Raw genomic sequence first — 26,949 nt, 5'->3', positions numbered from 1 at the left:
TCCCTACCAGGGGTGCGTCTGTCCTTCGAAATCGAGAAAGCGCAACTCGCTGGATGGCCCTGCGGTGGTAATCACCTTGTAGAGCCCCGCAGCGCTCTGGACCGGACTGACCGGCGCCTGCTTGCCGCCCATGTCGGTATGCACCCAGCCCGGATGCAGGGCCAGCAGGGTGATCCCCTTCTCGGCAAGTTCCGGCGCAGCTGCGCGCAAGGCCATGTTCAGGCCGGCCTTGGAGGTACGGTACATCAGCCCGTAGGAGGCGGTCGTGTTTTCGATGGAGCCCATCATGCTGGACAGGCTGGCGGCCATCTTCACATCACTGGCGGCGACATTGTCGAGAAACGTGTCGATCATCCGCACAGGCGCAATCGTGTTTACCGCCAGGATATGGGCGAACTCGTCAAAGTCGACATCCTTGAAGCCGGCGAAGCTGCCAATGCCCGCATTGTTGATCAGATAGTCGATTGGCCGATCTCCGAGACTGGCCTTCAGGGCCGCGACCGACCCGGCATCTGTCACCTCCAGCGGATAGATGGTGGCACCCGTCGCATTCAGCTCATCGGCCTTGCCCGGCTCGCGCGCGGTGGCGATCACGTCATGCCCTTCAGCGAGAAATTTCCGAACCAGTTCAAGGCCAATCCCGCGATTGGCGCCGGTGATGAGGGTGGTGGGCATGATGTCTCTCCGTCAGGCTGCTGTCCGGAGAAGGGATATGCCATTCAGGGCATTCGGCAAGGGCCGATCAGGCCTCCGGCAGGATCCGGTAGACGGCCGTCGCCTTCATGACCGGCGTATCGCCCTGGCGGGCCATGCCGCCGGTGAACAGGATGGTCCGCGTCCGCCGGTCGATCCGGGGTTCGATGATCGTCTCGGCGCCCTGCCCGGCCTCGGACGAGACATCAATCGTGACCGACACCATCTCGACGGGGCTTGGCGCACAGGCCGCCTCGGCATCGGCGCGGATGGCCGCCATCAGGTCCAGCGCCAGGCGCTCGTCGGGTTTCACGGAATTGACGTCCTGCATGTGGCGCGGCCCCTCTTCTTGTCGCCGATGCACATAGACAGGCTCGGCCCAAAAGAAAAGGGCCAAGCCGGCGGGGGGAAGAGAGGGGGAGTCCGACTTGGCCCTACATTGGGAACCTCTTGAGGCACTGACAATGTCAGGGGGTATGCCTTCAAGATACAGGCTTTACGCTCCATGAGCGGATTGGTTCAAATTGAATGCAAAAAAAATTTGCTGCATGAAAAAGCCGCCCTGAGAGCGGCTGGTTCAGCTTGGATTGTGACCCGTCATCAGGCCGCTTGCGCAGCCGCTGCAATGGCGTCGAGGTCGGATCCGATCAGGTCGCCGAGATGGCCGAACCCGACAAGGCCATGATGCTCGTCCATATAAGTCGAGATGCATGGGAGGAGCTGGCCTATGGCCTTGTGATCGAGGCCCAGCCTGTGAAGCTCGGTAATCATGGATTGGGCGACAACCCGCTTGCCGCCAGGGGTCTGCTCGATCAGGCGGGCGATGGCGCCGGTCGGTGCGCCGATCTCGCTGCCGGTACGGGCGGACAGGGCACGGGCGCCCGGAACGGTCTTGAACATCGCCGCGGCGAAAGGAGACTCCTGACGCTCGGCAGCATTCAGGACAATCCCCAGAGCCTGTTTGGATGTTTCCTCCGAGAGGCCGTTATGCCGGGCGAGGTGCGCAGAGATATCGTTCAACATGTGCGGAAGCACTCCTGAGATTAACGGCTTCGGAAATGCCATTAACCCTTATTGTGCTTACCGCTTGGTTACCGGACATGTTCATGTGCGATCCAAAAGGGACAAAGAGCGTTAAGACGCGTTAGGGCCGGGTAAACAAACCCGGTCAATTCGTTTACCTTTTAACCGACGTTTTCCCCTCCAGCCCCCTCGACAAGGAGCCCTCATGATCCGCATCGGCATTCTCGGCGCAGCCAAGATCGGCCCCAAGGCCATCATCGATCCAGCCGCAGCCCGCAGCGACTGTGAGATTGTCGCCGTTGCGGCGCGAGACGAAGCGAAAGCGCGCACCTATGCCAAAACGCACGGCATTGCCCATGTCGAGACCGATTATGGCGCGCTGGTGCGCCGCGCGGATGTGGACCTGATCTACAATGCCCTGCCCCCGCACCGGCACGCCGATCTGACCATTGCCGCCCTGGAAGCCGGCAAGGCGGTCCTGTGCGAAAAGCCCTTCGCCATGAACACCGCCGAGGCGATCCGGATGGTGGACGCCGCGCACCGCACCGGACAGCCCCTGATCGAAGCGTTTCACTATCGGTTCCATCCTGCCTTCCTGCGCGTGCTGGAGATCGTGCGCAGCGGGGAACTCGGCGCGATCAAGACGATGGATGCCGTCTTCAATGTGTCGATCCCCTACCGGGAGGGGGAGCTGCGCCATACGCTCAACCTCGGTGGCGGCGCGCTGATGGATCTTGGCTGCTATTCCATCCACATGATCCGCACCTTGGCGGACGCCGAGCCCAATGTGCTGTCAGCCAGCGCGCAGTGCGACCGGCCGGGCGTCGACATCAGCACGAAGGCGCACCTCGGCTTTTCGAGCGGCGCGTCAGCGAGCGTCGAATGCAGCATGGCCGACGGCGAGCGCAAGATCTGGCTGGAAGTCGTCTGCACCGATGGCTGCGTCTCCCTGCTCAATCCGGTGCACCCGCATCGCGGCCATGAAATCACCATCCGGCGCGGCGGAGACGTGCGCACCGAGACGGCCGAAGGCAACATCACCTATGAGCACCAGTTGGACCATGTGATGGATGTGCTCACCGGACGGGCCCTTCCGCTAACCGGCGGGGCGGACGCCATCGGCAACATGGCCACGATTGATGCGATCTATGAAGCGGCAGGCCTGTCGCCACGGAGTGATCTCCCGCCCGCTTGACCGCTCGATATATGAAACGTATACGATATGTATATGTTTCGTATGGAGGGGCACTCATGGGTATCGTGAAAATTGACAATGACCTGCATGAGGAGGTCCGACGGGCCAGTGCGGTCATGTGCCGGTCCATCAATGCACAGGCCGAATTCTGGATAAAGATGGGCCGGCTCGCTGAGGCCAACCCAACCCTGTCCTTCAATGACATCGTGAAGATGCAGCTTGAAGCGGCAGACCTGCCCGTGGCGGATTTGAAAGTCGCCTGACATGGTCAAGACGCCGGACGAACTCACGCTCATGCGTAAATCGGGCAAGCTGCTGGCATCCGTCTTCGAAATGCTGGACCAGAAGAACCTGGCTGGCATGTCCACGCTTCAGGTCAATGATCTGGTCGACCGTTTCATCACGGTCGACCTCAATGCGCGCCCAGCAAGCAAAGGACAATACGGATTCAAATATGTCCTGAACTGCTCAATCAATCACGTCGTCTGTCATGGCGTACCCAATCCGGACGAGATTATCCGCGATGGCGACATCATCAATCTCGACATCACGCTGGAGAAGAACGGCTTCATCGCGGATTCGAGCAAGACCTACATGGTCGGGAACGTCTCCCCTGCCGCAAGGCGGATCGTCCGGATCGCCCAGACGGCGATGTGGAAAGGCATTGGACAGGTCCGGCCGGGGGCTTATTTGGGCGATATCGGGTTCGCGATAGAACGGCACGCCAAGAAGAATGGCTGCTCGGTCGTGCGGGAGTATTGCGGACACGGCATCGGCCGCGAAATGCATGAAGACCCGCAAGTGCTGAATTTCGGAAGACCCGGAACGGGCCTCAAGCTGCGCGAAGGCATGGTCTTCACCATTGAACCCATGATCAATCTGGGCACACGCCTAGTCTCGACAGAGGCTGATGGCTGGACCGTCGTAACCGATGACGGAAAACTGTCCGCCCAGTTCGAGCATACGGTTGCTGTAACGAAAACCGGTGTTGAAGTCCTGACCCTGCGGCCCGACGAGACGCCCATGCAGGCGCGCCGGGCGTAGTCAATACGGCAGAGTCCGGTACAAGCGCATGGCAAGACATGATAGGCTGAACCGGTCTGAATTCGACCGGGAGCTGATCACATGAAAATCGCAGGCATCATCTTTGTCATCCTCGGCGCACTGGCCATCCTCTTCCCCTATGTGGCCGGGCTCTCCTACAATTTCATCCTCGCCTATCTGATCATCTTCGCAGGAGCGGCCCATCTCTGGTGGGCCTGGCGCCCGAGCCTGGAAGGGCGCACGCAGCATTTGCTGCTTGGCCTACTCTTTCTGGCAGGCGGGATCAGCCTGCTTGTCTTCCCGTGGATCGGGCTCATCTCCTTCACCATCATCCTTGGCGTCTCCTTCCTGATCCAGGGCGGGGTTCAACTCGCCCTCGCCTCCAACAGTCCGCGTCTACGCGGCAACAGCAAGACCATGCTGATCGTGGCAGGCCTTGCCGGCATCATCGCAGGCGCGCTGATCCTGATCGGCCTGCCCAGCACGGCGGCCTGGGCCATTGGCACGCTAGCCGGGATCAACATGCTGTTCTTCGGTGTCGCCCTGCTGGCAATGGACAAGGCCCTGTCGGACGTCTTTAACGACTGACAAGCGCCCTGCGCGGCATCTTGCGCCGCGCGCCGGCTCCATGATATTCGACCCATCTCACAACAGGCGCTGAGCGCGGTCGCGTCACCAAGACGAGGCAACCGCGGCGCAGGATAAGTCCTGTGTGTGCGCCGCTGTCGGCACCCCCCAGGACATTCAGAGCCAGGAGTGCTGACAGATGAAAACCATTATCGAACCCTTCCGCATCAAATCGGTCGAGCCGATCCGCATGACCACGCGGGACGAACGCGAACGCCTGCTGAAAGAGGCTGGCTACAACCTCTTCAAACTGCATTCGGATGACGTGCTGATCGACCTGCTGACCGATAGCGGCACCTCGGCCATGAGCGCCGCCCAATGGGGCGCGGTCATGACCGGCGATGAGAGCTATGCCGGCGCGCCGAGCTTCTACCGGTTCGAAGCGGCCGTGAAGGATCTGATGGATTTCAAGCACATCATCCCGGCCCACCAGGGCCGCGCGGCAGAGCACCTGCTTTTCTCGCTGATTGCCAAACCCGGTCATGTCATTCCGTCCAATACGCATTTCGACACGACGCGCGGCAATATTGAAGCCGCAGGTGCCGAAGCGCTGGACCTGCCCATTGCAGAGGGCAAGATTCCGTCCCTCGACCATCCCTTCAAAGGGAACATGGACCTGGACGCCCTCGCCAAGCTGATGAGCGAGCGCGGCGACGCCGTGCCGTGTGTGATGATGACGATCACGAACAATGCGGGCGGCGGCCAACCGGTCAGCCTCGCCAATATTCGCGGCGCGGCCGAGATCGCCCATGCACATGACAAGCCCTTCTTCATTGATGGCTGCCGGTTCGCCGAGAATGCCTGGTTCATCAAGCTGCGCGAGGACGGCCAGCAGGATCGCTCGATCAAGGAGATTGTCCGCGACACGTTTGACGTGGCCGACGGCATGACGATGAGCGCCAAGAAGGATGCCTTCGCCAATATCGGTGGGTGGCTCGCGCTGAATGATGACGCACTGGCCGAACAGGCTCGCACAAGGCTGATCCAGACCGAGGGCTTCCCGACCTATGGCGGCCTTGCCGGACGCGACCTCGACGCCATAGCACAGGGCCTGACCGAGATCGTGGATGAGGATTATCTGCGCTACCGCGTGCGCACCAATGCCTATATTGCCGAACGGCTGGACGCGTTGGGCGTGCCGGTGATGAAGCCGGCGGGTGGCCATGCGGTGTTCATCGATGCGCGGGACTGGCTGTCACACATTCCGCCGCTGGAATATCCGGGCCATGCCCTCGCCTGCGCGCTGTATGAGGAAGGCGGCATTCGGGGCTGCGAGATTGGCACGGTGATGTTCGGCCGCAAGCCGGACGGCACCGAAGAGCCCGCCCGGATGGATCTTGTCCGCCTTGCCATGCCGCGGCGCGTCTACACCCAGTCGCATGCGGACTATATCGTCGAAGTGTTCGAGGAACTCGCCAAGCGCAAGGATGACATTCGCGGCCTGAAGATCGTGAAAGAACCGCCGATGATGCGCCACTTCACGGCGGAGTTTGCGCCGCTCTAGCAAAAGGAAGCGCTCATCCTGAGCGAAGTCGAAGGATGAGCCTGCGGGTATCGTGTCTACCCCGTCTTGGCCAAGTCAATCCATTGCTCGACTTCCTCTTCGGCGAGGTAGTCATCGTCGCGGATTACCCGGTCGCCCTGCGGTGTCTGGAGGAATTCACTGGCCAGCATGAACAGGGTCCGCGCGGGCGCCTCGGCCAGTTCCTTGCGATTGCGGATGCCCGCGCCGACAAGGATCTGGGCGTCATGCACGCGCAGGCCCGGCACTTCCATCATCAGGATGGTCTGGTCCTTCCAGTCATTCAGTGTGTCGACGTCGATATAGGCCACATCGACCAGGAAGACGGTTTCCTCCGTGTCGCAATCCAGCAGGTCACCGACCGTGGTAATGCCGGCGCGCGACAGGCGCTTGGCGGTCTTCTTGCCGATGCTCGGCGCCTCGACCACGGGGGACTCGCGGGTGATGCGGCTGCGGCGGGCGATGTCACCGGACTCGTCGCCCAGATCATCAGCAACCGGCACGGGGGTAGCGGCCTCGGCTTCTACTTCGGGCTCGGGTTCGAACAGGACCTCTTCGGCCTTGGGGGGCGCCGGCTTCTTTGGCGCGGGAGCTTCCTCCGCCTGCGGCGCTTCGGCCTCGACCGGCTCTGCGGGCTCGGCGACTGGTGCGGCCTCTTCGCCCGCAGTGTCCTCGGCCTTGAGTTCGGCTTCGTCCCCGATCAGGGCGGTCAGCAGGCGCTCCTCGACCGCCTTGTTCTTCGAGCCTATCGGGCCAAGCGCCTGTTTGTTCAGCTCTTTCAGCGGAACGCGCAGCACCTGTCTGGCGTGAAGCTTTCGGATCGCCTTGTCGTCTTCCGGCAGGGTGCGGATGACCTTACCGGTCTTCTGATATTCCTTGTACATCCTCGTCACGGTGCGCTTGTCGGCAGCATCCGACAGTTTCGCCGTTACCCAGCGCAGCGGAATGTCCAGCGTCTCGATATAGCCCTGGAGGGTGAGATTGGTCTTCGGCGGGCTGACGGCGGCTTCCGCGATCGCACGTGACAGGATCGCGCCAAAGCCTGCGGTCGCATAGGCGACCAGTTCGACAATGGCGTCGAACATGGTCTCGTCGAGGCCGGCCGGTGGGTCCTTCACGCCAACCTCGAGATCGTAATGGTCGATGAAGGTCTGGTAATGGGGATGCGACAGGCGCGCGCCATTGCGCACCATGTCCGCGACGAAGCCAGCGCCCTCCGGCACCGGAACATCGGGATAGCCGAGCGTCTCGATGCGAGCATCAATCTTGTCGCGGGATTTGGCGATGCTCCACTCCACCGCGCGGTGCATGGTGCCCTCTTCCTCGGTCTGGCCGGTATGGAAGGGCTGGATCGGATCGGCATAATAATGGCTCAGCACACCGAACGCATAGGCGGCCTTGCTCCATTGCTTGCGGCGGAGGTGATCAACCGCCGTCGCATACCATTCCATCGCCTTGCCCGGCGCGCCGCCCCATTCCCCTTCGGAAATGTGCAGGACGTGGTTGCGGAAATCCTTGAATTTGGAATCCGGTGCCTTGGCCCCTTCGAGCAGGTGCTCGTGGTGGACCAGGAACAGATCCTTCCACTTCTCCGCCTCATCGGACGCAATGAGCGACAGCGCGTCCATCGCGATAAAATGGTGCGTCGACCGGCACCGATGGCCGCGAATTACTCGTTCGAGCAGAGACATGTCCCGTCTCCCTTCCCGCCTGATTCAATCTGGATCAGACGAGAAATGCCTAATGATAGTTACGCTATCATTAACCATTCGCGCGCGAGGGGAAGTTTCTGCTGTGCCCTACCGCACCGCAAAATCGGTGGGTTCGGCGCTCTTGCCTTTCACGTCCTTTTCGCCCTTGGCCTGGCCGTGTTTGCCGGGGCCCATGAAGCCGAAGAGGTAGCCGCCGACCTTGCGCATCTGGATCTCTTCCGAACCCTCGGTGATGCGATAGCGGCGGTGGTGGCGATAGATGTGCTCGAACGGCTTGTGGCGCGAATAGCCCATGCCACCATGCACCTGCATCGCCCGGTCGGCCGCATTACAGCAAAGCCGGTTTGCCCGGTAGTTGCACATGGAGACCTTGTCGGAGAGATGGATCGCGACGTCCGGCTTGGACATCTGGTCCATTTCCCAGGCTGTCTTGAAGATCAGCAGGCGCAGCATTTCGGCCTCGGTGGCAAGCTCCACCAGCGGGAACTGGATCGCCTGATTGGTGGCGAGCGGCTTGCCGAACGGTTTGCGCTCACGGGCATATTGCACGCTTTCATTGATGCAGTAGATCGCAGCGCCAACCGAACTCGCCGCCTGGCGGATGCGGTTCTCGTGGACGAAATGCTGGGCCAGGGCGAGGCCCCCTTCCGGCGGGCCGAAGACGGCATCTTCCGGCACCCAGACATCCTTGATGGTCAGGCGCGGATGGTCTGTCGGCATGTTGAAGGTCCACATATATTCTTCGATGATCACGCCGGGGTCGCGCGCCGGGATGATCAGGCAGGTAATGCCCTTCGCGTCGCCATCCTCGCCGCTGGTGCGGCAGAACAGCATGATGTGCGTCGCGACATGCATGCCGGTGATCCACATCTTTTCGCCATTGATCAGCCAGCCATCCTTGCCGTCCTTCTTATGACGCACGGCGCGGGTTTCCATATGGGTCGCGTCGGAGCCGTGGTCCGGTTCGGTCAGGCCGAAACAGGCGAGGAATTTCCCGTTCAGCGCATCGTCGGCGAGATGCTTCTGATCCGGGCGGGCAAAGTCCCGTAACATCAGGATCTGAGGGAAATTGCCAACAATGGAATGTTCGTTCTGAAGGTCATTGTGCAGGCCGAGGCCCTTCTTGGCAAAATGCTCGCGGATGATCGCCATACCGAGGTTCGAGCCATCCTGGCCGCCGAACTCCTTGGGCAGCGCATAGCGAAGATGCCCGGCCTTGTCGGCGCGGCGCTTGGCTTCGCGGAGCAATTCCTCCCATTCGGGGCGCGGCAGGCCCTCATTGTCGAAATCGGTGCGCGCCCATTCGCGGCGATGGTCGAAGAAGCGGATATTGTCGTCCTGCAGTTCGAGTGGCCTGATCTCGTCTTCGATGAACTGGTCCAGCACGGTCAGATAATCGGCAATGTCCTGCGGGATGTTGAAATCCATGATGCGTTTCCTCCTGAGCGGTCGCCTTTGCGGCAATCCCTTTTCCCCTCTGAGCATACCGCGCCGCACCCGGACGGCAATTTGTGCCGCCACGGCAGGATTGAAACAAAAGTTGATGATTGAACGATTGACAATTTATTCAACGCTCATATTCTACCTCTACGGTCACCACCGGCCGCAACTGCAAGAAGGTTTCCTCCCATGCCATCTTCCCGTCTCTCTTACCTGTTCGCCGCCGCAGCCATCGCAGGCGTCGCCTATACTGCGCCGGCCATGGCTGAACCCACCCGCCCTGTGTCGGCTGAAATCCAGTATGATATCAGCGCACTTTATTCACGCTCCGGCGCGGGAACCGTGCTAGATTCCCTGCAGGAACAGGCGATTTCGGTGTGTCGCTATGATGCCCCGGTCTCCCGGGCGCCTCGCATCGACGATTCCTGCGTGTCACAGGTGATCGCCCAGGCGGTAAACAAGATCGACCATCCCACACTGACTGAAGCCTATGTGTCCCGGTCGGGTTTGGCCCCACGACTTGTGGCGAATGCCGATTAGGTGCTGAATCCCGAAGGCTGAATGATTGACGCTTTCGTCAGCAATCGGTATTGAGAGCAGACGGGCACTCAGGGTCCGACACAGTTTTCCTATCCACGCACCGAAAGGTCTCCTCCCATGATCCGTTCTGCTCTTACCGCCGCAGCCTTCCTCGCACTCAGCGCGCCGGCCTTTGCCTCCACATTCACCTTCGAAACCGCTGAGCCGGTTGAAGATGGTCAGGTCGTTGCCATCGGCACCGTCTGGCTGTGCGAAGGCACGGTCTGCAAGGGCGATCTCGACCGCAAGAAAGCCTCTGTCCGCGACTGCAAGAAGATCGCGAAGAAGGCTGGCGAGATCATCTCTTTCGCAAATTCCGATTCCGCGCTGGAAGCAGACGATATTGAAGCGTGCAAGAAATCTGCGCGCTAACGCGTTCGACCGATTAGCAGTCCTCTCCTCGGGCCGTTCTGGTGTTTGCCAGACGGCCTTTTTTTTTGCCTGCGCGCGAACCCGTCCCGACTTTGTGCGTTACAGTCGGCAGGATTGAGGAAAGACATGGCTGCATCACAAAGCGACCCGCTGGAGAATGTGCTGGAAACCGCCATCGAGGAAGGCGGTGACGGGGAGATTTCCGTGGGGGATCTGCTCGACATGTTCGGCCACCGTTCCTTCGGCCCCATCATCACCCTGCTGGGCCTGCTGGTCGTGCTGCCACCCATCGGTGCCATACCGGGCCTGCCCGCCGTGGTCGGCCTCGTCATCCTGCTGTTCAGCCTGCAGATTCTGATTGGCGCGGATCATATCTGGATGCCTTCCTTCGTGGAGAAGCAATCCATCGAGGCCTCAAAGCTTGAAAAGGCCGAAGGCAATGTGAAACCCTGGCTGAAGCGCATCGACCGGATGATTACCGAACGCCTGTCATGGGCGACGGGCAAGCCCGCAACTTATCTGGCTGCGGTCGCCGTTTCGATTCTTGCCTTACTCATGATTCCGCTCGAACTCGTGCCGTTCGCGGTCGCGGCGCCGGGCGCGGCCATCGTCCTCTTCGGCCTGGCCCTTGTGGCGCGTGATGGCGCCCTGATGCTGGCAGGGTTTGCCGCCACCGCAGCGGCCGTGACCATCACCATCCTGTTCGTGCCCTGGGACCAGGTCGCAGGCTGGTTCTGACAGACATGCTTACATGGCTGGTGTGGACTCGATCGGCTGCCAGAGCTCGACCTTGCGGCCATCCGGATCCATGACCCAAGCGAACTTGCCGTAGCTCTCGGTCATAGGGTCGCCCTCCAGATCAACGCCTTCGGCCTTGATCTGCTCGATCATGGTGTCGAGGTCATCGACCATCAAATTCATCATGAAGTCACTGTCGGAGGGTTTGAAATAGTCGCTTTCCGCATTGAACGGCGCCCAGATGGTCCGGGCTCCCTTGGGGAACTGCGCTGCAGCGTCGGCCTGCGAGAAGCTCGCGCCGCCATACGCGTCAATCTCGACGCCCAGAACGCGCGTATACCATGCCCGCGTCGCATCGACGTCCTTGCACAGGAAGAACAGTCCGCCGAGCCCGATCACTTTTGCCATTTCATTATCCCCCTACCCGGTTACCGGGGCCTAGATCGCGCCTACGGCCTCCGCCAGCATGTCGCGGACCTGCCCCGCCACGCCGTGCAGCTCGCTGTTCTCAATCGCCTGCATGGAGGCGACAGGATCAATGGCGCTGATTTCGATGCCGCCCTCCACTTCGCGCAGGATGACATTGCAGGGCAGCATCGCTCCGACCCGCGGCTCCATGCCAATCGCCTTGTAGGCCATGTCCGGGTTACACGCACCGAGGATGAGATAGCCAGGCATGTTGGCGTCGAGCTTCTTCTTCATCGTCGCCTTCACATCAATTTCGGTGAGCACGCCAAAACCCTTGTCTGAGAGCGCCGCGCGCGTGCGCTGGTCAGCCTCTTCCAGCGAGACGCCATCAAGGGTGCGAGTGATCGTATAGGCCATATCGAAAATCTCCGAGAGTGTGCCTAGGCAAAGGCTAGTTGAATTGGAAAGAAACGCAATGCGAGCGAGCCCGATTGAGTTCCTTTTCATCCCTGCAATTCGCAAGGGATGATTGTAGACTCCCCCTATGACCGATTCTGTTTCCTTGCCCGGCGCGGGCTGCGGCGCCGCGATCCATGACGAAAACGGCCGCCTGTTGCTGATCCAGCGCCTGAAGGAGCCGGAAGCCGGCGCATGGGGCCTGCCGGGCGGCAAGATCGATTTCGGTGAACGCGCCGAGGACACCGCTCGCCGGGAAATCGAGGAAGAACTTGGGGTCAAGATCGAGCTGACGGGGCTCGCCTGTATCGCCGAGACCATCGACAAGGGCGACGGCAAGCATTGGGTCGCCCCGGTCTATTCTGCGCGGATCGTGTCCGGCGAGCCCCGCGTGATGGAACCGCAAAAGCATGGCGGCTGGGGCTGGTATGCGCTGGACAATCTGCCGGACGCGCTGACCACGCCGGTTCGCGATTATCTGGCCGCACTGGACCGGACGTCCAACCCGGACTGAAACTGCAAATATGCAGTGCGTGTTGCGGCTTGGCTCTAGCGGGCCGGAGCCAAGTGGTGATTATAGCGGTGTGATTCGACGCATCCGAACATTGCTGATCTGGCTGGTCATGGCGGACCTGGTCGCCACGCTTCTCTTCTGGGGCGCCACCCGGCTTTCGGACCAGACAGGCAAGCTGTCCGGCGGACGCGGGATCATCTTCTATACCGACAATGCCGCGGATGCCTCGGCGCGCATCGACAAGGGTCTCGCCCTGCTGAAGGCCGGCAAGCTCGACCAGTTGAAAATGGTCGGCGGCCATCGCCCGCAGGAAGGTCGGCTCGGCAGCCAGGAGATGGCCCTGTTGGCGGCGCGCCGATCCGGAGAGGCCGCCCGGATCAGTGCAGACGTTGAAAGCCGGGACACGATCTCCGGGCTGGAGACTCTCGCCAATACGACCAGCGCCGCCGACAGCGGCAAGATCGTCTTCATTTCGAACTGCATGCACGTCCTGCGCGCCAAGGCGATCTATGCCAGCCATCCGGGCGACCAGCCCAAGGCGTTCGCCGCCTGCCCTCGCGGCGGATACAACCCGCTGGATATCTGGCGCCGCGCGCATTACGAGGCCGGCGCCTGGGCACTGTTCCTGATGCCTGAAAGCTGGCGGGACGCGATCATCGACCGCCTGCGCGGGGACGAAGAGGGCGCCTAGCCCAGAGGGCCGCAGCGGCGTTCGTATTCCACAATGGCGTCCGGCATCCATTCCCGGAAATTTTCGGCCCGTGTTTCAGAGGCCGGGTGGGTCGACATCCATTCCGGCGGGCGCTGGCCGCTGCCAATCTGTCCCATCCGCTCCCACAGATCCGGCGCTTCGCGCGGGTCGTAACAGGCGCGCACGAGCAGATCGAGGCCGATCTTGTCGGCTTCGGTCTCATGCTTGCGGGAATAGGCCAGCATGCCGCCCTGCGCCGCGATGCCGAAGGCCTGCAGGATGGCGCGCTGTTGCGAGGCGTCCATGTCGCCAAGGCCAACGCCAACGGCGATCTGCCCAAACTGGACAACACGCTGCTGACTGACCCGCTCAGCGCCATGATGGGCCAGGGCATGGCCAATCTCATGCCCCATGACCACGGCCAGCTTGTCGAGATCGCTGATATCGTCGGTGCCGACCTGGCCGTCATGATTGCCGGTGATGTCGAGGATGCCGGTATAGATGGCGACATAGCCCCCCGGCAGGCAGAAGGCGTTGGGCGTCGACGAGTCCACGACATAATAGGTCCAGTCAAACTGGTCGGCGACCGGCGTGAAGGAGGCGCCGTCTCGCAGGAGGTCCTGCTCCAACTCGATGGCGGCGCGCTGCAGCCTGACACCGATCTCGCGGACGGCTTGCGTGTACTCCGCTTCGGCGCCGTCACAAGTGTTGCCATCTGCGCACAGGACGTCATTTCCCTGCTGCTGCTCCTGCTTCAGGATCTGGACATAGGATTGCTGGCCCAACTCGACCTCTTTCTCGATGGAGACGGTGTTCAGCTGCTTGCGGCCCGAGAATGGCACTTCGGTCTGGTTCGCCTGCCAGTAGAGGAAGATGAGGAACAGGCCGACCAGGATCAGGCTGAACCGGCTGCGCAACAGGCCGCCCAGCCCGCTTCTGCGGGTCTTGTGGCCATAGGCATGACGCGGCAGGCGCATGAGCAATCTCCGTCAAATCTGCTTGGTAAACCGTTTAAACCAAGACCCGTCGCAAGGGAAAGCACGCTTGCACCTTCACGAAGGCCTCTCCGGACGCTATTTCTGAAGCATGACAGACCAAGCCCCCCAGCCGAAGCTCGAAATCCGCATCATCCCTGTGACGCCGCTGCAGCAGAACACATCGATGATCTGGTCCACCGACACGATGGAAGGGGTGTTCATCGATCCGGGCGGCGAGGTCGACAAATTGATGGGCGCGGCCGAACAGTTCGGCGTGAAGATCGTCGGCGTCTGGCTGACGCATGGCCATCTCGATCATGCCGGCGCGGCGACCGAAGTGTCCGAGCGCACGGGTTGCCCGATCATCGGTCCGCATGAAGATGACCAATGGCTGCTGGACGAGCTGGAAGCGCAGGGCGCCAAATATGGCATTACAGACGGCCGCAATGTGAAGCCGGACCGCTACCTGCAGGATGGCGACGAACTGGAACTGGCGGGCAATAAATTCGGCGTTGCCCACTGCCCCGGTCACACGCCGGGCCATGTCGTGATCTATCACAAGGATGGCGCATTGGCCTTTGTCGGCGATGTCCTGTTCCGCGGCTCCATCGGCCGGACCGATTTTCCGCGCGGCAATCACCAGCAGCTGATCGACTCGATCACCGGCAAGCTCTGGCCGCTGGGTAATGAGATGCGCTTCGTGCCGGGACACGGCCCCCTGTCCACCTTCGGTCAGGAACGGCAGGACAATCCCTTCGTCGCGGACTCGATCACCGGATACCAAGGCGCCGCAACACAGGATGCGGACGCGACAGACCAGAAGCTTGCCAAGCGCTGGAGCTGACGGAATTTCGTATTACGATCCGGCAAGTCTCTGAAATTGCTTGGAACCAAGCCGAAAAGAAGACGTTTCTGCCCCGTACACAACGGAAAGGAATGTCCCATGACCGCTTATCTGAAACTTGCCGCCATTGGCGCCAGCGCCCTTGCTCTGGCCGCCTGTACGCAAACGGGTACGACGGAACGCAATGCCGCAGTTGGCGCCGCAGCAGGGGCCGTCGCAGGCGCCGCAATCGGTAACAATGTTGGCGATGGCGATGCTGGCCGAGGCGCTGCCATTGGCGCGGTTCTGGGCGGGTCTGCCGGCGCCGCCAAAGGCTGTACGGAATCCGAGGATTGCGACATGCCCGGCGTGAAAGACCAGGCGGATGAAAAAGATGCGGATGGCGATGGCCGCGCCGACATCTATGACCGCTACCCGTATGACAGCTCGCGCTGGTAAGCAGCCGAGGTAGTAGAGTGATGGTGAGCCCCGCTTCTTTGGAAGCGGGGCTTTTCTTTTGCGGCACATTTTCGCCATCGTATGACCCCTGTCTCTCCCCGGCCGAACCGGAACACGCAAAACGCTGGCACGTTTATTCAGCAAGATTGTGAGACAGGAGACACTTCATGGGACGAGTTACGCCCCTCAAAAATTTTATTTCCGGCTCGAAGCATATCGAAGCGGATGATCGCGCCGTGCGCGAACGCATCCGGGACTGGTATCGCTGTTGGCCGCACGGCCAGCTGGCAGCGGCCGATGAGCCTCTCACGGGCCCTGGCTGTATTCGTTTACTCAGCGATTTTGGCCGGGACGTTTCAGTGAATCGTACTTTGAACGATTACCGCCAGCTCTGGCGGCCGATTCTGGAGGATACTTTCAAGCGCTGGCACATCAGCATCGTCTCGGCGATCAATCTGCGCTGTACGCGCGACATGGCAGCGGCCCATTTCTTTACCCAGCTGAGCGGCGTCACGCATCATGACGGCGTGATGAATCAGGTCCAGGCTGTGTCGCAGGTCTGGGAGAAGATCACTGGCCGCTGGCACCTCGTCCAGGAGCATTCCACCGTGCATGACGCCCCGGTCTAGGCCGGGCGGCAGGCGGGCTGGTGAAAATCAATTACAGCTATTGACGGAAACCCATCCCTTTGGCCTTGCCCCCGCCCCCGACTCCCAGCTATGGAGCAGCCGTTTGGCCCGGTAGGAGAAAAGCAACATGCCGAAGCGCACGGATATCCGCTCTATCCTGGTTATTGGTGCCGGTCCGATCATCATTGGGCAGGCTTGTGAGTTCGACTATTCCGGCGTGCAGGCGATCAAGGCGCTGAAGAGCGAAGGCTACCGGGTGATCCTGGTAAATTCGAATCCGGCGACGATCATGACCGACCCGGAACTCGCTGACGCCACTTATATCGAGCCCATTCTGCCGGAAGTGGTCGAGAAGATCATCGAGGCCGAAAAGCCGGACGCCCTGTTGCCGACCATGGGCGGCCAGACCGCGCTCAACTGTGCGCTGGACCTGCATTATGCCGGCATCCTCGAAAAGCATGGCGTTGAGCTGATCGGCGCGAAGGCCGAAGCCATCGAGATGGCCGAAGACCGCAAGCTGTTCCGCGAAGCGATGGACCGGCTGAGTCTCGAAAATCCCCGCGCTGCCATCATAGCGTCTCCGAAGAAGGAAGACGGCAAGTATGACCGGATCGAAGGCCTGAAGCGCGCCATGGCCGCGCTGGACGAAGTCGGCCTGCCCGCCATCATTCGCCCGGCCTTCACGCTCGGCGGCACAGGCGGCGGTGTGGCGTACAATGTCGAGGAATATGAAGAGATTTGCCGGTCGGGCCTTGCCGCCTCACCGATGGCCCAGATCCTTGTCGATGAAAGCCTGCTCGGCTGGAAGGAATACGAGATGGAGGTCGTCCGCGACAAGGCGGACAATTGCATCATCATCTGCTCCATCGAGAACATTGACCCGATGGGGGTCCATACCGGAGATTCCATCACGGTCGCGCCCGCGCTGACGCTGACCGACAAGGAATACCAGATCATGCGGAACGCCTCGATCGCGGTACTCCGCGAAATCGGCGTCGAGACCGGCGGGTCGAATGTCCAGTTTGCCGTGAACCCGGCCGATGGACGCCTGGTCGTGATCGAGATGAACCCGCGCGTGTCGCGCTCCTCCGCACTGGCCTCCAAGGCGACAGGCTTCCCGATTGCGAAGATCGCGGCAAAGCTGGCGGTTGGCTACACGCTGGACGAGCTCGACAATGATATTACCGGCGTCACGCCAGCCTCGTTCGAGCCGACGATTGACTATGTGGTCACCAAGATCCCCCGCTTTGCCTTTGAGAAGTACAAGGGCGCCGATCCGGTGCTGACCACCGCAATGAAATCCGTCGGCGAGGCGATGGCGATTGGCCGCTCCTTCCAGGAAAGCCTGCAAAAGGCGCTCTGCTCACTGGAGACGGGCCTGTCCGGCCTGGACGATATCGCATTCGAGACCGAAGCCGATCTGCGCAATGCACTGGGCGTGCCGACACAGGACCGATTGCGCGTTGTGGCACAAGCCCTGCGCCAGGGCCTGTCCGTGGACGAAGTTCACCAGATCACGTCCATCGACAAGTGGTTCCTTCGCCAGATCGCGGAGCTGATGGAGGTCGAGGCTGAGATTCTGAAGGACGGCCTGCCACAGGATCATGAGGGCATGCTGCGCCTGAAGATGCTCGGCTTTTCCGATAAGCGTCTCGGCAAGCTGGTCGGCAAGAACGAGGCCGCGATCCGCGCCCTGCGTCACGGACTGGGCGTGCGCCCCGTCTACAAGCGCATTGATACGTGTGCGGCGGAGTTCGCCGCCAAGACGCCCTATCTCTATTCCACCTATGAGCAGCCGGTGTTCGGCGCCGACGAGGCAGAGTGCGAAGCCCTGCCCTCGACGCGTAACAAGGCCATCATCTTGGGTGGCGGCCCCAACCGGATCGGACAGGGCATCGAGTTTGACTATTGCTGCTGCCATGCCGCCTTTGCGATGGAAGACATCGGCATTGAATCCATCATGGTCAATTGCAACCCGGAAACAGTGTCTACGGACTATGACACGTCGGACCGTCTCTATTTCGAGCCCCTGACCGACGAGCATGTCCTGGAGATCATTCACAAGGAACAGTCGGCCGGCAGGCTGAACGGGGTGATCGTCCAGTTCGGTGGTCAGACGCCACTGAAGCTGGCCAACACGCTGGACCATGAGAACGTACCAATCCTCGGCACCAGCCCGGCCTCGATCGACCTTGCCGAAGACCGCGAGCAATTCGCGGCCCTGCTCGACGAGCTCGGCATCCAGCAGGCCCCGTCCCGCACGGCCCGCTCGGTCGAAGAAGCCGAAGTGAAAGCCAATGAGATCGGCTATCCGGTCATGCTGCGCCCCTCCTTCGTGCTGGGTGGCCGGGCCATGGAAATTGCCCGCAATGATGAAGACCTGCGCAAGTTCGCGGCCGAAGCCCTGAACGTGGCCAAGGATTCCGGCGACGCGTCACTCTTCATCGACCGCTATCTGTCGGATGCGATCGAGGTGGACGTGGACGCCCTCTGCGACGGCGAGAATGTGCATGTCGCGGGCATCATGGAACATATCGAAGAGGCTGGCGTGCATTCGGGCGACTCCGCCTGTGCGTTGCCGCCCTACACGCTGTCGCCCGCCCTTCAGGGCCGTCTCGCCGAGCAGACGATTGCGCTCGCGCGGGCGCTGAAAGTTCGCGGCCTGATCAACATCCAGTTCGCGGTCAAGGATGACGAGATCTATGTGCTGGAGGCCAATCCGCGCGCCAGCCGGACCGTGCCCTTCGTTGCCAAGGCTGTCGGCGCTCCGATTGCCGCTATCGCCGCCAAGGTCATGGCCGGTGCCAGCCTGACCGATTTCGACCTGACCCACGCCAATCCGCGCCGCGTCGCGGTGAAGGAAGCCGTCTTCCCATTTGCCCGCTTCCCAGGCGTCGATCCGCAGCTCGGCCCCGAAATGCGCTCGACCGGCGAAGTCATGGGCTGGGATGATGATTTCGGCATGGCCTTTCTGAAAAGCCAGATGGGTGTCGGAGTCCAGCTTCCGGACTCAGGAACGGTGTTTGTCTCGCTGAGAGACGGCGACAAGAAGGCCATTGTGCCGGCCATCCGGAAACTCATCGATTTCGGGTTCTCTGTCCTGGCGACCAGCGGAACCGCCGCCTTCCTCGAAGGCGAAGGCCTGAAAGTGACGCGCATAAACAAGGTTCTGGAAGGCCAGCCGCACATCGTTGACGCCATGATCAATGGCAATGTGCAATTGGTGTTCAATACCACCGAAGGCGCAGCCTCGCTGGCAGATTCCGCCTCGATTCGCCGGACCGCCGTGAACCGGAAGATTCCGTATTTCACAACTCTTGCCTCCTCGATGGCGTCGGTTCAGGCCATCGAAAGCATGAAAGACCGGGAAATCTCGGTGCGCGCCTTGCAATCGGCCTGATCAGCCCCACTTGACGCAATTACCAATTAAGACAACGATTTTGCCGCCAACAATAGAGGTGACACAGATGGACCGCATTCCCATGACCGCAGAAGGCCATGCTGCGCTTCAGTCAGAACTAAAGACGCTGAAATCCGTTGAGCGCCCGAACATTATCGCGGCGATCGCGGAAGCTCGTGCGCATGGTGATCTGTCCGAAAACGCTGAATACCACGCCGCCAAGGAGAAGCAGAGCTTCATCGAAGGCCGCATCGCCGAGATCGACGACAAGCTGGCACGAGCGGACGTCATTGACGTCTCCAAGCTGGGCGGCAGCAAGGTGCGCTTTGGCGCGACCGTCACCCTGATTGATGTCGATACGGAAGAAGAAAGCACGTACAAGATCGTTGGCGAAGACGAAGCCAATGTGAAGGACGGCAAGATTTCCGTTACCTCCCCAATTGCCCGCGCAATGATCGGCAAAGAAGAAGGCGACGAAGCCGAGGTGGCGGCCCCGTCCGGGGCACGCGCCTACGAGGTTGCCAAGGTCGAGTACCTGTAAATGGCTGAGACGGGGTCGCTCGGACCATCCGTCTGGGCGGTCTCCGACGGCCGCGCAGGCAATGCTTCTCAGGTCCGCGCGGTGCTGCAGGCACTGGGCGATACGCGGCGATGGATCCAGATCGCTCATATTAATGGCGAAGCGCACCGCTCAGACCCTCTGATGCTGACGCCGCGCATACCCTGGACCTGGCTGCCGGCCGATAAATGGCCTGCCCCCCTGGCCTCACTGCCCAAAGGCCAGCGCGCCCAGTTGGAAGCACCCTGGCCGACTGTCTGGGTCGCTGCAGGCCGCCGCTCGGCCGCGCTGACCCGCAAGGTGCGGGAATTGTCCGGGGGCAAGACCCTGACGGTCCAGATTCTCGATCCGCGCATACCCGCAGACAATTTCGATCTTCTCGTCACGCCCACACATGATGAGGTCAATGGACCGAACGTCATCCAGACCATCGGCTCACCGTCTTATTTTGCACCTGACCTGATCGAAGAGGCCGGACAGTCCTTCGCAGACCTTGCCGACGAGCGCAGCAAGAGCGCCATTGTCATTCTCGGCGGGAACTCCCGTGCACATACATTCACCGATGCGGCTGCCGAGCGCCTTGAATCCCAGCTGCGCATACTGGCCGGACAGGGCTGGCGCCTGCGTATCACCACGTCCCGCCGCACGCCGGTGCCGGTTATTGCCCGCTTCCGTTCGATGGCGGATGAAATCGGGGCGCGGTTCTGGGCAGGCCCGGAAGATGGCGAAAATCCCTATCTTGCCTGGCTGGTTTTCTCCGACTGCGCCATCGTGACGGAAGACAGCGCAAACATGCTGTCGGACGCCGCTTGGCATGATTTGCCGATTCATATCGCACGCCTCGAAGGGCGCTCCAAGAAGTTTGACAGCCTGCACCAGAGCCTGATCGATCACGGCGCTGCGCGCTGGTTCGGGGGCACACTCGAAACCTGGAGCTATCCGGCCCTGCGGGAAGCGGACCGGGTCGCCGATGCGATTGTCGAGAAGTTGCTGGCCCGCCATCCACAGCCTGACATGGGCGGCGATGACACCAAGGTCGCCCCGCCGGACTGGATGGAATGAGCCTGATACGGCTCCCCGCATGACCAGCGCCTGATGAAGCTGTTCGCGCTCACCCTTCTGACCATGCTCGCCTTTGCGGCCAATTCGATACTGAACCGTCTGGCGCTGGCAGGTGGCCTCATCGACCCGGCAAGCTTCGCCATCATTCGCCTGTTCAGCGGCGCACTCATCCTCGGCCTGATCGTTCTTTTGAAATCGGCGGCCCGCCCTGCCCTGCTGTCGCCAAGGCGATGGACCAGCGTAGCGGCCCTGCTCGCCTATATGCTCGGCTTTTCCTTTGCCTATCTTTCCCTGGATACGGGCACCGGGGCACTAATCCTGTTCGGCGGGGTACAGATCACCATGTTCGTTGGCGCCCTGGTGGCGAAAGAACATGTTCCCACCCTGAAATGGGTCGGCGCACTGGTCGCGGCAGGGGGGCTCGCCTGGTTCCTGTGGCCCGCGCAGGATGCGCGGATCGACCCGGCCGGCGCTGCGCTGATGGGCGTCGCTGCGCTCGGCTGGGGCATCTATTCGCTGATGGGACGCGGCGCAAGGAATGCCACTGCCGAGACGGCGGCAAATTTCGCGATAGCCGCGCCATTCAGCCTGCTCGCCCTGTTTGCCGCTACGCCACAGGTAGCGCCTCTGGGCATCCTGCTCGCCTGTCTGTCAGGCATGGTCATGTCGGGGCTAGGCTATGCGCTCTGGTATGCCATCCTGCCCCGCCTTGCCTCATCCACCGCAGCTGTGGCCCAACTCAGTGTCCCCGTCCTTGCCGCACTGGGCGGGATTGCATTGCTCGACGAGGCGCTGACACTACGCTTTGTCATTGCGGCGCTGGTTGTGCTGGGAGGCATAGGCCTGGCGGTTGCGACCGCGCGCAGGCTGCGCTAGGCAGCTACGGCTCCTATAGCACGCCGATACATGTGAGCGCCATCATCAGCCTCGTTGCGTACCGTCCGGCCCCTGCCGGAATGGGTGCGAGACTCCCGAAATAATTCGGCCATTTCCAAATCAGCTTTTCGCTCTATCTTCATCTGAAAGAGAGCGGAAAAAATCCTGCTCCAAGGGGAGATGAAATGACCGAGGAGAGTCTTGCACCTCTGCATGCGTATGCGAAAGCCTGTCGGGAATCGACGAGTTTCAAGGACCTCAGAACCGCCGCCTTCGAATTCTATGACCACACTCCCGTAAAGATGATGAGTTACATCCATTATCCTCCGGTAGGCGTTGAGGAATTCAACACCAACCTGAATGTTTCTTCGGTCGGTTTCCCGAAGGCATGGGTGCAAATCTATTATCAGCATCGGCTATATGAATGCGATCCTATGGCCCGGCTGGCCTCCACGCGCATATACCCGTTCTTCTGGCGCGAAGCGCGCCAGATGCCAGACCTGACGGACCGGGAACTCGAATTCCTGGACCGGGCCCGGGAATTCAAGCTCGACGTCGGCATTACAGTGCCCGTGTTCGGCCCGAATGGCCGGAATGGATATTGCGGCTTCGGTTTTGGCAGAGATGAACACTCCCCTGACGCATCCATGATCTCTACACTGCATATGGCGTGTCAAATGGGACACCTTGCCTACATAGATGTGCTTCTCAGTCGGCTTCCCGTTGAACCTGCCCTGTCCAAGCGAGAGAGGGAGATCCTGAGACTTGTCGCCAAAGGACAAACCAATGGAGAAATCGCAAAAACACTCGACCTGTCCGCCAACACTGTGCACACATATGTGAAGCGAAGCTTCGAGAAGCTGGATGTTTCAGATCGGGTCTCGGCCGCCTTGCGAGGGATGGCGCTCGGTCTGTTGAGCTAGGCTGCCACCACGCGCTCATCGGCCGGGATCGGCTTCAGGATGAAGCCGCCGCCGAGGATGCGCGTGCTGCCTTCGGCGTCGTAGAGCACGGCAGCCTGACCGCGTGCGACGCCCTCTTCCGGGTCATCAAACCAGATCACGGGCACGCCCTCGCTCCAGCCCAAACGGGCTGGCACGGGCGGCCGTGTGGACCGCACACGGACAAGCACGGGCGAGCCCGCATCGGCGGCGGCCTCAAGAGAGCCTTCGCCCAGCCAGTTCAGCTCTTCCAGAAGCAAGCCGGACGTCATCAACGCTTCGCGCGGGCCAACAATGACCCGGCGGTTCGGCGCGTCTATTTTCACCACGTACAGTGGATCGCCCGTCGCGACACCCAAGCCGCGGCGCTGGCCGATCGTGTAGTGGATCACGCCATTATGCTCGCCCAGCACGCGGCCATCGAGATGCACGATCTCGCCGCCGCGCCCGGCGCCCGGACGCAATTTCTCGACCACCGTCGCATAAGAGCCTTCCGGCACGAAACAGATATCCTGGCTGTCCGGCTTTGAGGCGACCGGCAGATTGAACTGGTCGGCCAGTTCGCGCACCTGCGTCTTCGGCAAGTCGCCCAGCGGGAAGCGCAGATAGTCGAGCTGCTCTGCCGTCGTGGCGAACAGGAAATAGGACTGGTCGCGGCTGGCATCGGCCGCGCGGTGAAGCTCCGGCCCGGTGTCGCCGCCTGTCCGGCGGATATAGTGGCCCGTCGCAAGGCAATCTGCGCCAAGATCGCGGGCCGTCTTCAGGAGATCCGAGAATTTGACCGTCTGGTTGCAGCGGATGCACGGGATGGGCGTCGACCCCGCCAGATAGGTATCCGCGAAGTCTTCCATCACCTGCTCGCGGAATTTGGACTCGTAATCGAGCACATAGTGCGGAATGCCGATCTGGTCGGACACATTCCGGGCATCATGGATGTCCTGTCCGGCGCAGCACGCCCCCTTCTTCTCGATGGCCGCGCCATGATCGTAGAGCTGCAGCGTGATCCCGATCACGTCATAGCCCTGCGCCTTCAGCATGGCGGCCACGACAGAGCTGTCGACTCCGCCCGACATGGCAGCGACGACGCGCGTTTCCGCGGGCGGTTTGGCAAATCCAAGAGAGTTCACGCGGCCATCCCAGGCGGGCGGCAATTCATAAGTCATGTCTCACTCCAACCGGGTTAAAGGCCCGGAGCAGTTTCAGGAATGGGGGCATATAGCGCGGGACGCGCCAAATTGCGAGGGGGTCAGGCTGCAGATGCTTCGGCGTTGGCCGTTCCGGCCGCGACCCAGCCGCCCCGAAAATGGCGGGCCGGCTCCAGCTTGTCAGTCAGGCCGATGACGCTTTCGCCGCCGCCGAGCAGGATCATACCGCCCGGCATCATCTGTTTCGCGACACTGTCGATCACCTTAGTCCGGGCCGACCGGGCCATGCCGGACAACACATTGCGGCACAGGATGACATCGAAATTGCCCAGCCCGTCCGCGCGTTCCAGCAGATTGTGCTGGCGGAAACTGATACGGGAGCGCAGCGCTTCCGACGCCTCCCACTGCCCGGTTTCCAGCCGGGTGAAATGCTTCACCAGACGGTGAATCGAAAGCCCCTTCTGGACCTCATAATGGCCGAAACGCGCCACACGGGCCTTCTCGGTCGCAACCTTGCAGATATCGGTCGAGAGAATGTCGATCTGGGCGCCGCGCAGGCTGGCCGGAAGTTCGTCTTCCAGAAGGATGGCCAGCGAATAGGCTTCCTGGCCTGTGGCCCCGCCAGCGCACCAGACCTTGAGGCGGCCGGTGTTGGAGGCTTTCAGGCGTTTGGGAAGGATCTCTTCCACCACGCGCTTCAGCGCGTCGCGGTCCCGGAAGAACCATGTGTCCTTGGAGACCAGCGCTGCGGCCACTTCAGCGGCGAAAACTGGATTGGCGCGGGATTTCAGGCAGTGAACGAGGTCCGCCATCGTGCCAAACCCCTCGCGGCGTGCAATCGCGGCGAGCCGGGCTTCGATCAGATAGGATTTGGATTTCGGAATCGCCTGTCCGGAGCCTTTCAGCGCCAGCTCAGCCAACTCGTTGAAGACCTCTTCCTGCATCTAACACTCCGAATCGGACATTCTGCCCATAAACCTTACCCATAGGTCGCGGTTTATTAAGAAATGCTTCAGACCAGACCGACTTCCGCAAATTTGCTTTCCAGAATATCAGCGTCGAATGGCTTCATGATGAACTCGTCGGCACCCGAACTCAACGCCTCATTGATGTGTTCCGCGTCGTTTTCGATAGAACAGAACACCACCAGCGGATGCTTGCCCTCTTCCTCACGGCGCAGGGCGCGCAGGAAATCGAGCCCGTTCATCACCGGCATGTTCCAATCGAGCAGGATGGCATCCGGCATCTTCTGTCGGCACTGGCGCATGGCCTCAGCGCCGTCACCGGCTTCCAGGACATCGAATTTCAGGTCGCGCACGATACGCGCCGCCACTTTTCGGACAACACGGGAATCGTCGACGATCAGACAGGTTTTCATAGGATATCCTGTGCGCAGCAACTTGGCGTCGAATCTGGCCGACCCCGGTTAAGAAAGTCCTGCCAAAGTGTAAATTTCAGCCGGGCCGTCAGCCCTCAGCGCGGATGCCCGCCGCCATGATGATGACGGTCTCATCGCTTTCGCTGGCAGTCAGTTCGCCGCCCAGACCGTCACAGATGATCTTGGAGAACAGGGGCTGGATCGTCTCCGGCCGCCAGCCATCTTCCGGCTCGATTTCCTTGATACCATTGGCAATGTCGGGGCGCAGACGGGCCCGCTTGCCCTTGCAGGTCAATGTGATGGTCAGGCCCACTTGCTCATTGCGAATGCGGACATGGATGACCCCGCCCCGCGGCAGGCAGTCGATCCCCATCATGACGAGGTTCATCATCATGCGCACATGCGAGAAGCTCAGATGGTCGGTCTGGATGTCGAATTCGATGCTGGGCCGGTGGCTCGCCACGAAATTCTGGGTGATCTTGCGCGCTTCATGAATGTCGGCAGCGCCAGAATTCAGCCCGATCGAGCCGAAGGCATAGCGCAGGAATTGGATCCGCGCGCCAGCCTTCTCCGCGCCATCATGCAACAGGTCCTGTGCCTGAGCCTTCATTTCCATGTCACCGGGATCGTTCAGCAGATCCAGCGCATTGGTGACCGAGGAAACGGGCGAAACAAGGTCATGGCAGATGCGCGATGCGATGTACGCGGACAGGCGTGCAGGATCGATCATGGATGGGAGCGCCCCGTTCTAGAGTTCAGATTTTGCGCAGGATTGTGTGAGCCGCCCGGTGTGTCAATCAAGGCTGTATGAACTATTGGCGATATTCGACTTTCTGCTCAGTTGTGTCTTCCGGTCGCTCCATATCATCATAACCATGCCGCGCGCTATGGAAGGTCAGCAGGAACAGGCCAATGGAGAGGCCGAGCGTCATCACACCGCCCAGAATATAGGCGAGCCAGCCATGACCGGAGAGGCCATCGGCATTGCTTTCCCACAGCAGCGATATGCCCCAGAGCATCAAGCCCAGAAGCACGAAGCTGGCGACTATCCATAAGATCAGCTTGCGCGACATGAAGATTCACCTACGCCGGACGGCGCCGGAAACAAGCTATTTCTGTTTCCAGGTGCCGCTGGCGTCCATGTACCATTGGCCACGGCTCAGCTTGGCGATCTGTTTTTCGCCCGTGATGCGGGCCACTTCCGCCACCGTGGTGCCGGTTTCAGCAGCAACTTGGGCGTATTTGGCAGCGCGTCGGTTGTTGATCTCCTGAACCTTGCGGATCAGGGCCGGGTCGCCGGACCCGATGACGCCGAGGCGTCCATCAATGCGCTCACCGACCTCACCCGCCTCGATGGCGGCGTCGATTACAGGATCACCCGCCGAAGCGGCTGGGGCCAATGTGGCCAGCCCGAATGCCAGGGCCAGGGCAGCGAAAAAAGTGCGAAGGGATTTCATCATATCGTCTCCTGATTTCGCGAGTTTAGAACAGGTCCGGATTGTCCGCGATCAGGTCTTCGACTTCCTTGTCGAGGATCACGCGGACTTCCTGGGTAATATTTACGTTCAAATCGATCTTGATCGGCTTGTCGGAGGGTTCAATGCGGACTGTCGGCGTACAGGCAACCAATGCTGCCACGCCCGCACCAGCCAGCAGGGCTTTGGAAAAATTCATCAGGATTCGCTC

General features: G+C 61.0%; 33 protein-coding genes. 18 read left to right on the top strand and 15 right to left on the bottom strand.

Annotated elements, in window-relative coordinates:
* Positions 1-3: 3 nt before the first annotated feature.
* The 3 genes from V7660_RS14070 to V7660_RS14060 all read right to left on the bottom strand — a co-directional run bounded on the left by V7660_RS14070 (position 4) and on the right by V7660_RS14060 (position 1,716).
* Entirely contained in the window at positions 4-675 is a 672-nt protein-coding gene (locus V7660_RS14070) for an SDR family oxidoreductase (protein ID WP_335603687.1), read from the bottom strand.
* Positions 676-742: 67 nt separating this feature from the next.
* A complete protein-coding gene (locus tag V7660_RS14065) occupies positions 743-1,024 on the bottom strand; it encodes a hypothetical protein (protein WP_335603686.1) in 282 nt (93 codons plus the stop codon).
* A 269-nt stretch (positions 1,025-1,293) separates the two neighbouring features.
* Complete coding sequence (locus V7660_RS14060) at positions 1,294-1,716, bottom strand: hypothetical protein (protein ID WP_335603685.1); 423 nt, start codon at positions 1,714-1,716, stop codon at positions 1,294-1,296.
* A 205-nt stretch (positions 1,717-1,921) separates the two neighbouring features.
* On the opposite strand from V7660_RS14060, the gene V7660_RS14055 reads away from it, so the two are divergent.
* The 5 genes from V7660_RS14055 to V7660_RS14035 all read left to right on the top strand — a co-directional run bounded on the left by V7660_RS14055 (position 1,922) and on the right by V7660_RS14035 (position 6,086).
* The gene (locus V7660_RS14055) at positions 1,922-2,911 is read left to right on the top strand and encodes a Gfo/Idh/MocA family protein (RefSeq protein WP_335603684.1); all 990 of its coding nucleotides are present in this window, start codon (positions 1,922-1,924) and stop codon (positions 2,909-2,911) included.
* Between the two features lie 56 nt (positions 2,912-2,967).
* Positions 2,968-3,174, top strand: a complete 207-nt coding sequence (locus V7660_RS14050) for a ParD-like family protein (RefSeq protein ID WP_335603683.1) — start codon at positions 2,968-2,970, stop codon at positions 3,172-3,174.
* Between the two features lies 1 nt (position 3,175).
* On the top strand, positions 3,176-3,955 hold the full coding sequence (map, locus tag V7660_RS14045; protein WP_335603682.1) for a type I methionyl aminopeptidase: 780 nt from the start codon (positions 3,176-3,178) through the stop codon (positions 3,953-3,955).
* Positions 3,956-4,036: 81 nt separating this feature from the next.
* Positions 4,037-4,543: an HdeD family acid-resistance protein gene (locus tag V7660_RS14040; RefSeq protein WP_335603681.1), complete on the top strand. Its 507-nt coding sequence runs from the start codon at positions 4,037-4,039 to the stop codon at positions 4,541-4,543.
* A gap of 178 nt (positions 4,544-4,721) precedes the next feature.
* The gene (locus V7660_RS14035; RefSeq protein ID WP_335603680.1) at positions 4,722-6,086 is read left to right on the top strand and encodes a tryptophanase; all 1,365 of its coding nucleotides are present in this window, start codon (positions 4,722-4,724) and stop codon (positions 6,084-6,086) included.
* Between the two features lie 56 nt (positions 6,087-6,142).
* On the opposite strand, the gene V7660_RS14030 is transcribed toward V7660_RS14035, so the two are convergent.
* On the bottom strand, positions 6,143-7,795 hold the full coding sequence (locus V7660_RS14030; RefSeq protein WP_335603679.1) for a DUF4332 domain-containing protein: 1,653 nt from the start codon (positions 7,793-7,795) through the stop codon (positions 6,143-6,145).
* A gap of 108 nt (positions 7,796-7,903) precedes the next feature.
* On the bottom strand, positions 7,904-9,244 hold the full coding sequence (locus V7660_RS14025; protein ID WP_335603678.1) for an acyl-CoA dehydrogenase family protein: 1,341 nt from the start codon (positions 9,242-9,244) through the stop codon (positions 7,904-7,906).
* 201 nt (positions 9,245-9,445) lie between these two features.
* Here V7660_RS14025 and V7660_RS14020 point away from each other — a divergent pair, with 201 nt between their 5' ends.
* From V7660_RS14020 to V7660_RS14010, 3 genes are all read left to right on the top strand, one after another.
* The gene (locus V7660_RS14020) at positions 9,446-9,796 is read left to right on the top strand and encodes a UrcA family protein (RefSeq protein WP_335603677.1); all 351 of its coding nucleotides are present in this window, start codon (positions 9,446-9,448) and stop codon (positions 9,794-9,796) included.
* A 117-nt stretch (positions 9,797-9,913) separates the two neighbouring features.
* Positions 9,914-10,207 (top strand): CC_3452 family protein, encoded by a 294-nt coding sequence (locus V7660_RS14015; RefSeq protein WP_335603676.1) that lies wholly within the window; start codon positions 9,914-9,916, stop codon positions 10,205-10,207.
* A gap of 126 nt (positions 10,208-10,333) precedes the next feature.
* Complete coding sequence (locus tag V7660_RS14010; protein ID WP_335603675.1) at positions 10,334-10,945, top strand: exopolysaccharide biosynthesis protein; 612 nt, start codon at positions 10,334-10,336, stop codon at positions 10,943-10,945.
* 9 nt (positions 10,946-10,954) lie between these two features.
* On the opposite strand, the gene V7660_RS14005 is transcribed toward V7660_RS14010, so the two are convergent.
* Positions 10,955-11,353: a VOC family protein gene (locus tag V7660_RS14005; protein ID WP_335603674.1), complete on the bottom strand. Its 399-nt coding sequence runs from the start codon at positions 11,351-11,353 to the stop codon at positions 10,955-10,957.
* A gap of 30 nt (positions 11,354-11,383) precedes the next feature.
* A complete protein-coding gene (locus V7660_RS14000) occupies positions 11,384-11,770 on the bottom strand; it encodes a DUF302 domain-containing protein (protein WP_335603673.1) in 387 nt (128 codons plus the stop codon).
* 127 nt (positions 11,771-11,897) lie between these two features.
* Here V7660_RS14000 and V7660_RS13995 point away from each other — a divergent pair, with 127 nt between their 5' ends.
* A complete protein-coding gene (locus V7660_RS13995) occupies positions 11,898-12,323 on the top strand; it encodes an NUDIX hydrolase (protein WP_335603672.1) in 426 nt (141 codons plus the stop codon).
* A 70-nt stretch (positions 12,324-12,393) separates the two neighbouring features.
* Entirely contained in the window at positions 12,394-13,014 is a 621-nt protein-coding gene (locus V7660_RS13990; protein ID WP_335603671.1) for an ElyC/SanA/YdcF family protein, read from the top strand.
* On the opposite strand, the gene V7660_RS13985 is transcribed toward V7660_RS13990, so the two are convergent.
* Positions 13,011-13,991 carry a M48 family metallopeptidase gene (locus V7660_RS13985; RefSeq protein WP_335603670.1) on the bottom strand — a complete coding sequence of 327 codons (981 nt, stop codon included), beginning with the start codon at positions 13,989-13,991 and terminating at the stop codon, positions 13,011-13,013. The two genes, V7660_RS13990 and V7660_RS13985, sit on opposite strands and share 4 nt — an antisense overlap.
* 109 nt (positions 13,992-14,100) lie before the next feature.
* Between V7660_RS13985 and V7660_RS13980 the strand changes: the two genes are divergently transcribed.
* The 8 genes from V7660_RS13980 (at position 14,101) to V7660_RS13945 (ending at position 22,722) form a co-directional block, all read left to right on the top strand.
* Positions 14,101-14,835: an MBL fold metallo-hydrolase gene (locus V7660_RS13980; RefSeq protein WP_335603669.1), complete on the top strand. Its 735-nt coding sequence runs from the start codon at positions 14,101-14,103 to the stop codon at positions 14,833-14,835.
* 99 nt (positions 14,836-14,934) lie between these two features.
* Complete coding sequence (locus tag V7660_RS13975) at positions 14,935-15,273, top strand: glycine zipper domain-containing protein (RefSeq protein WP_335603668.1); 339 nt, start codon at positions 14,935-14,937, stop codon at positions 15,271-15,273.
* Positions 15,274-15,440: 167 nt separating this feature from the next.
* Positions 15,441-15,902: a nuclear transport factor 2 family protein gene (locus V7660_RS13970; protein WP_335603667.1), complete on the top strand. Its 462-nt coding sequence runs from the start codon at positions 15,441-15,443 to the stop codon at positions 15,900-15,902.
* Positions 15,903-16,029: 127 nt separating this feature from the next.
* Complete coding sequence (gene carB, locus V7660_RS13965; RefSeq protein ID WP_335603666.1) at positions 16,030-19,302, top strand: carbamoyl-phosphate synthase large subunit; 3,273 nt, start codon at positions 16,030-16,032, stop codon at positions 19,300-19,302.
* A 67-nt stretch (positions 19,303-19,369) separates the two neighbouring features.
* On the top strand, positions 19,370-19,843 hold the full coding sequence (gene greA, locus V7660_RS13960; RefSeq protein WP_335603665.1) for a transcription elongation factor GreA: 474 nt from the start codon (positions 19,370-19,372) through the stop codon (positions 19,841-19,843).
* A complete protein-coding gene (locus tag V7660_RS13955; protein WP_335603664.1) occupies positions 19,844-20,923 on the top strand; it encodes a mitochondrial fission ELM1 family protein in 1,080 nt (359 codons plus the stop codon).
* 33 nt (positions 20,924-20,956) lie between these two features.
* Positions 20,957-21,799 carry a DMT family transporter gene (locus V7660_RS13950; RefSeq protein WP_335603663.1) on the top strand — a complete coding sequence of 281 codons (843 nt, stop codon included), beginning with the start codon at positions 20,957-20,959 and terminating at the stop codon, positions 21,797-21,799.
* A 185-nt stretch (positions 21,800-21,984) separates the two neighbouring features.
* Positions 21,985-22,722 carry a helix-turn-helix transcriptional regulator gene (locus V7660_RS13945; protein WP_335603662.1) on the top strand — a complete coding sequence of 246 codons (738 nt, stop codon included), beginning with the start codon at positions 21,985-21,987 and terminating at the stop codon, positions 22,720-22,722.
* On the opposite strand, the gene mnmA is transcribed toward V7660_RS13945, so the two are convergent.
* The 7 genes from mnmA to V7660_RS13910 form a co-directional block, all read right to left on the bottom strand.
* The gene (mnmA, locus tag V7660_RS13940; RefSeq protein ID WP_335603661.1) at positions 22,719-23,903 is read right to left on the bottom strand and encodes a tRNA 2-thiouridine(34) synthase MnmA; all 1,185 of its coding nucleotides are present in this window, start codon (positions 23,901-23,903) and stop codon (positions 22,719-22,721) included. The two genes, V7660_RS13945 and mnmA, sit on opposite strands and share 4 nt — an antisense overlap.
* 83 nt (positions 23,904-23,986) lie before the next feature.
* Complete coding sequence (locus V7660_RS13935; RefSeq protein WP_335603660.1) at positions 23,987-24,829, bottom strand: CheR family methyltransferase; 843 nt, start codon at positions 24,827-24,829, stop codon at positions 23,987-23,989.
* 68 nt (positions 24,830-24,897) lie between these two features.
* On the bottom strand, positions 24,898-25,263 hold the full coding sequence (locus tag V7660_RS13930) for a response regulator (RefSeq protein WP_335603659.1): 366 nt from the start codon (positions 25,261-25,263) through the stop codon (positions 24,898-24,900).
* A gap of 88 nt (positions 25,264-25,351) precedes the next feature.
* Positions 25,352-25,993 carry a histidine phosphotransferase family protein gene (locus V7660_RS13925; protein ID WP_335603658.1) on the bottom strand — a complete coding sequence of 214 codons (642 nt, stop codon included), beginning with the start codon at positions 25,991-25,993 and terminating at the stop codon, positions 25,352-25,354.
* Between the two features lie 82 nt (positions 25,994-26,075).
* Positions 26,076-26,336, bottom strand: coding sequence for a hypothetical protein (locus tag V7660_RS13920; RefSeq protein ID WP_335603657.1), 261 nt, complete (start codon positions 26,334-26,336; stop codon positions 26,076-26,078).
* A 36-nt stretch (positions 26,337-26,372) separates the two neighbouring features.
* Positions 26,373-26,723: a YdbL family protein gene (locus tag V7660_RS13915; protein ID WP_335603656.1), complete on the bottom strand. Its 351-nt coding sequence runs from the start codon at positions 26,721-26,723 to the stop codon at positions 26,373-26,375.
* A gap of 22 nt (positions 26,724-26,745) precedes the next feature.
* Positions 26,746-26,937, bottom strand: a complete 192-nt coding sequence (locus V7660_RS13910) for a YnbE family lipoprotein (protein ID WP_335603655.1) — start codon at positions 26,935-26,937, stop codon at positions 26,746-26,748.
* Positions 26,938-26,949: the final 12 nt, after the last annotated feature.

Origin of the sequence: Hyphomonas sp. (assembly GCF_036964145.1) — a bacterium.
In the GTDB taxonomy this organism is placed as follows: Bacteria; Pseudomonadota; Alphaproteobacteria; order Caulobacterales; family Hyphomonadaceae; genus Hyphomonas.
This window is presented reverse-complemented; position numbering and strand designations above follow the sequence as displayed.

Coding starts and splice junctions, on each gene's coding strand:
- V7660_RS14070 (WP_335603687.1), bottom strand. CDS start 675: ATGCCCACCACCCTCATCACCGGCGCCAATCGCGGGATTGGCCTTGAA.
- V7660_RS14065 (WP_335603686.1), bottom strand. CDS start 1,024: ATGCAGGACGTCAATTCCGTGAAACCCGACGAGCGCCTGGCGCTGGAC.
- V7660_RS14060 (WP_335603685.1), bottom strand. CDS start 1,716: ATGTTGAACGATATCTCTGCGCACCTCGCCCGGCATAACGGCCTCTCG.
- V7660_RS14055 (WP_335603684.1), top strand. CDS start 1,922: ATGATCCGCATCGGCATTCTCGGCGCAGCCAAGATCGGCCCCAAGGCC.
- V7660_RS14050 (WP_335603683.1), top strand. CDS start 2,968: ATGGGTATCGTGAAAATTGACAATGACCTGCATGAGGAGGTCCGACGG.
- map (WP_335603682.1), top strand. CDS start 3,176: ATGGTCAAGACGCCGGACGAACTCACGCTCATGCGTAAATCGGGCAAG.
- V7660_RS14040 (WP_335603681.1), top strand. CDS start 4,037: ATGAAAATCGCAGGCATCATCTTTGTCATCCTCGGCGCACTGGCCATC.
- V7660_RS14035 (WP_335603680.1), top strand. CDS start 4,722: ATGAAAACCATTATCGAACCCTTCCGCATCAAATCGGTCGAGCCGATC.
- V7660_RS14030 (WP_335603679.1), bottom strand. CDS start 7,795: ATGTCTCTGCTCGAACGAGTAATTCGCGGCCATCGGTGCCGGTCGACG.
- V7660_RS14025 (WP_335603678.1), bottom strand. CDS start 9,244: ATGGATTTCAACATCCCGCAGGACATTGCCGATTATCTGACCGTGCTG.
- V7660_RS14020 (WP_335603677.1), top strand. CDS start 9,446: ATGCCATCTTCCCGTCTCTCTTACCTGTTCGCCGCCGCAGCCATCGCA.
- V7660_RS14015 (WP_335603676.1), top strand. CDS start 9,914: ATGATCCGTTCTGCTCTTACCGCCGCAGCCTTCCTCGCACTCAGCGCG.
- V7660_RS14010 (WP_335603675.1), top strand. CDS start 10,334: ATGGCTGCATCACAAAGCGACCCGCTGGAGAATGTGCTGGAAACCGCC.
- V7660_RS14005 (WP_335603674.1), bottom strand. CDS start 11,353: ATGGCAAAAGTGATCGGGCTCGGCGGACTGTTCTTCCTGTGCAAGGAC.
- V7660_RS14000 (WP_335603673.1), bottom strand. CDS start 11,770: ATGGCCTATACGATCACTCGCACCCTTGATGGCGTCTCGCTGGAAGAG.
- V7660_RS13995 (WP_335603672.1), top strand. CDS start 11,898: ATGACCGATTCTGTTTCCTTGCCCGGCGCGGGCTGCGGCGCCGCGATC.
- V7660_RS13985 (WP_335603670.1), bottom strand. CDS start 13,991: ATGCGCCTGCCGCGTCATGCCTATGGCCACAAGACCCGCAGAAGCGGG.
- V7660_RS13980 (WP_335603669.1), top strand. CDS start 14,101: ATGACAGACCAAGCCCCCCAGCCGAAGCTCGAAATCCGCATCATCCCT.
- V7660_RS13975 (WP_335603668.1), top strand. CDS start 14,935: ATGACCGCTTATCTGAAACTTGCCGCCATTGGCGCCAGCGCCCTTGCT.
- V7660_RS13970 (WP_335603667.1), top strand. CDS start 15,441: ATGGGACGAGTTACGCCCCTCAAAAATTTTATTTCCGGCTCGAAGCAT.
- carB (WP_335603666.1), top strand. CDS start 16,030: ATGCCGAAGCGCACGGATATCCGCTCTATCCTGGTTATTGGTGCCGGT.
- greA (WP_335603665.1), top strand. CDS start 19,370: ATGGACCGCATTCCCATGACCGCAGAAGGCCATGCTGCGCTTCAGTCA.
- V7660_RS13955 (WP_335603664.1), top strand. CDS start 19,844: ATGGCTGAGACGGGGTCGCTCGGACCATCCGTCTGGGCGGTCTCCGAC.
- V7660_RS13950 (WP_335603663.1), top strand. CDS start 20,957: ATGAAGCTGTTCGCGCTCACCCTTCTGACCATGCTCGCCTTTGCGGCC.
- V7660_RS13945 (WP_335603662.1), top strand. CDS start 21,985: ATGACCGAGGAGAGTCTTGCACCTCTGCATGCGTATGCGAAAGCCTGT.
- mnmA (WP_335603661.1), bottom strand. CDS start 23,903: ATGACTTATGAATTGCCGCCCGCCTGGGATGGCCGCGTGAACTCTCTT.
- V7660_RS13935 (WP_335603660.1), bottom strand. CDS start 24,829: ATGCAGGAAGAGGTCTTCAACGAGTTGGCTGAGCTGGCGCTGAAAGGC.
- V7660_RS13930 (WP_335603659.1), bottom strand. CDS start 25,263: ATGAAAACCTGTCTGATCGTCGACGATTCCCGTGTTGTCCGAAAAGTG.
- V7660_RS13925 (WP_335603658.1), bottom strand. CDS start 25,993: ATGATCGATCCTGCACGCCTGTCCGCGTACATCGCATCGCGCATCTGC.
- V7660_RS13920 (WP_335603657.1), bottom strand. CDS start 26,336: ATGTCGCGCAAGCTGATCTTATGGATAGTCGCCAGCTTCGTGCTTCTG.
- V7660_RS13915 (WP_335603656.1), bottom strand. CDS start 26,723: ATGATGAAATCCCTTCGCACTTTTTTCGCTGCCCTGGCCCTGGCATTC.
- V7660_RS13910 (WP_335603655.1), bottom strand. CDS start 26,937: ATGAATTTTTCCAAAGCCCTGCTGGCTGGTGCGGGCGTGGCAGCATTG.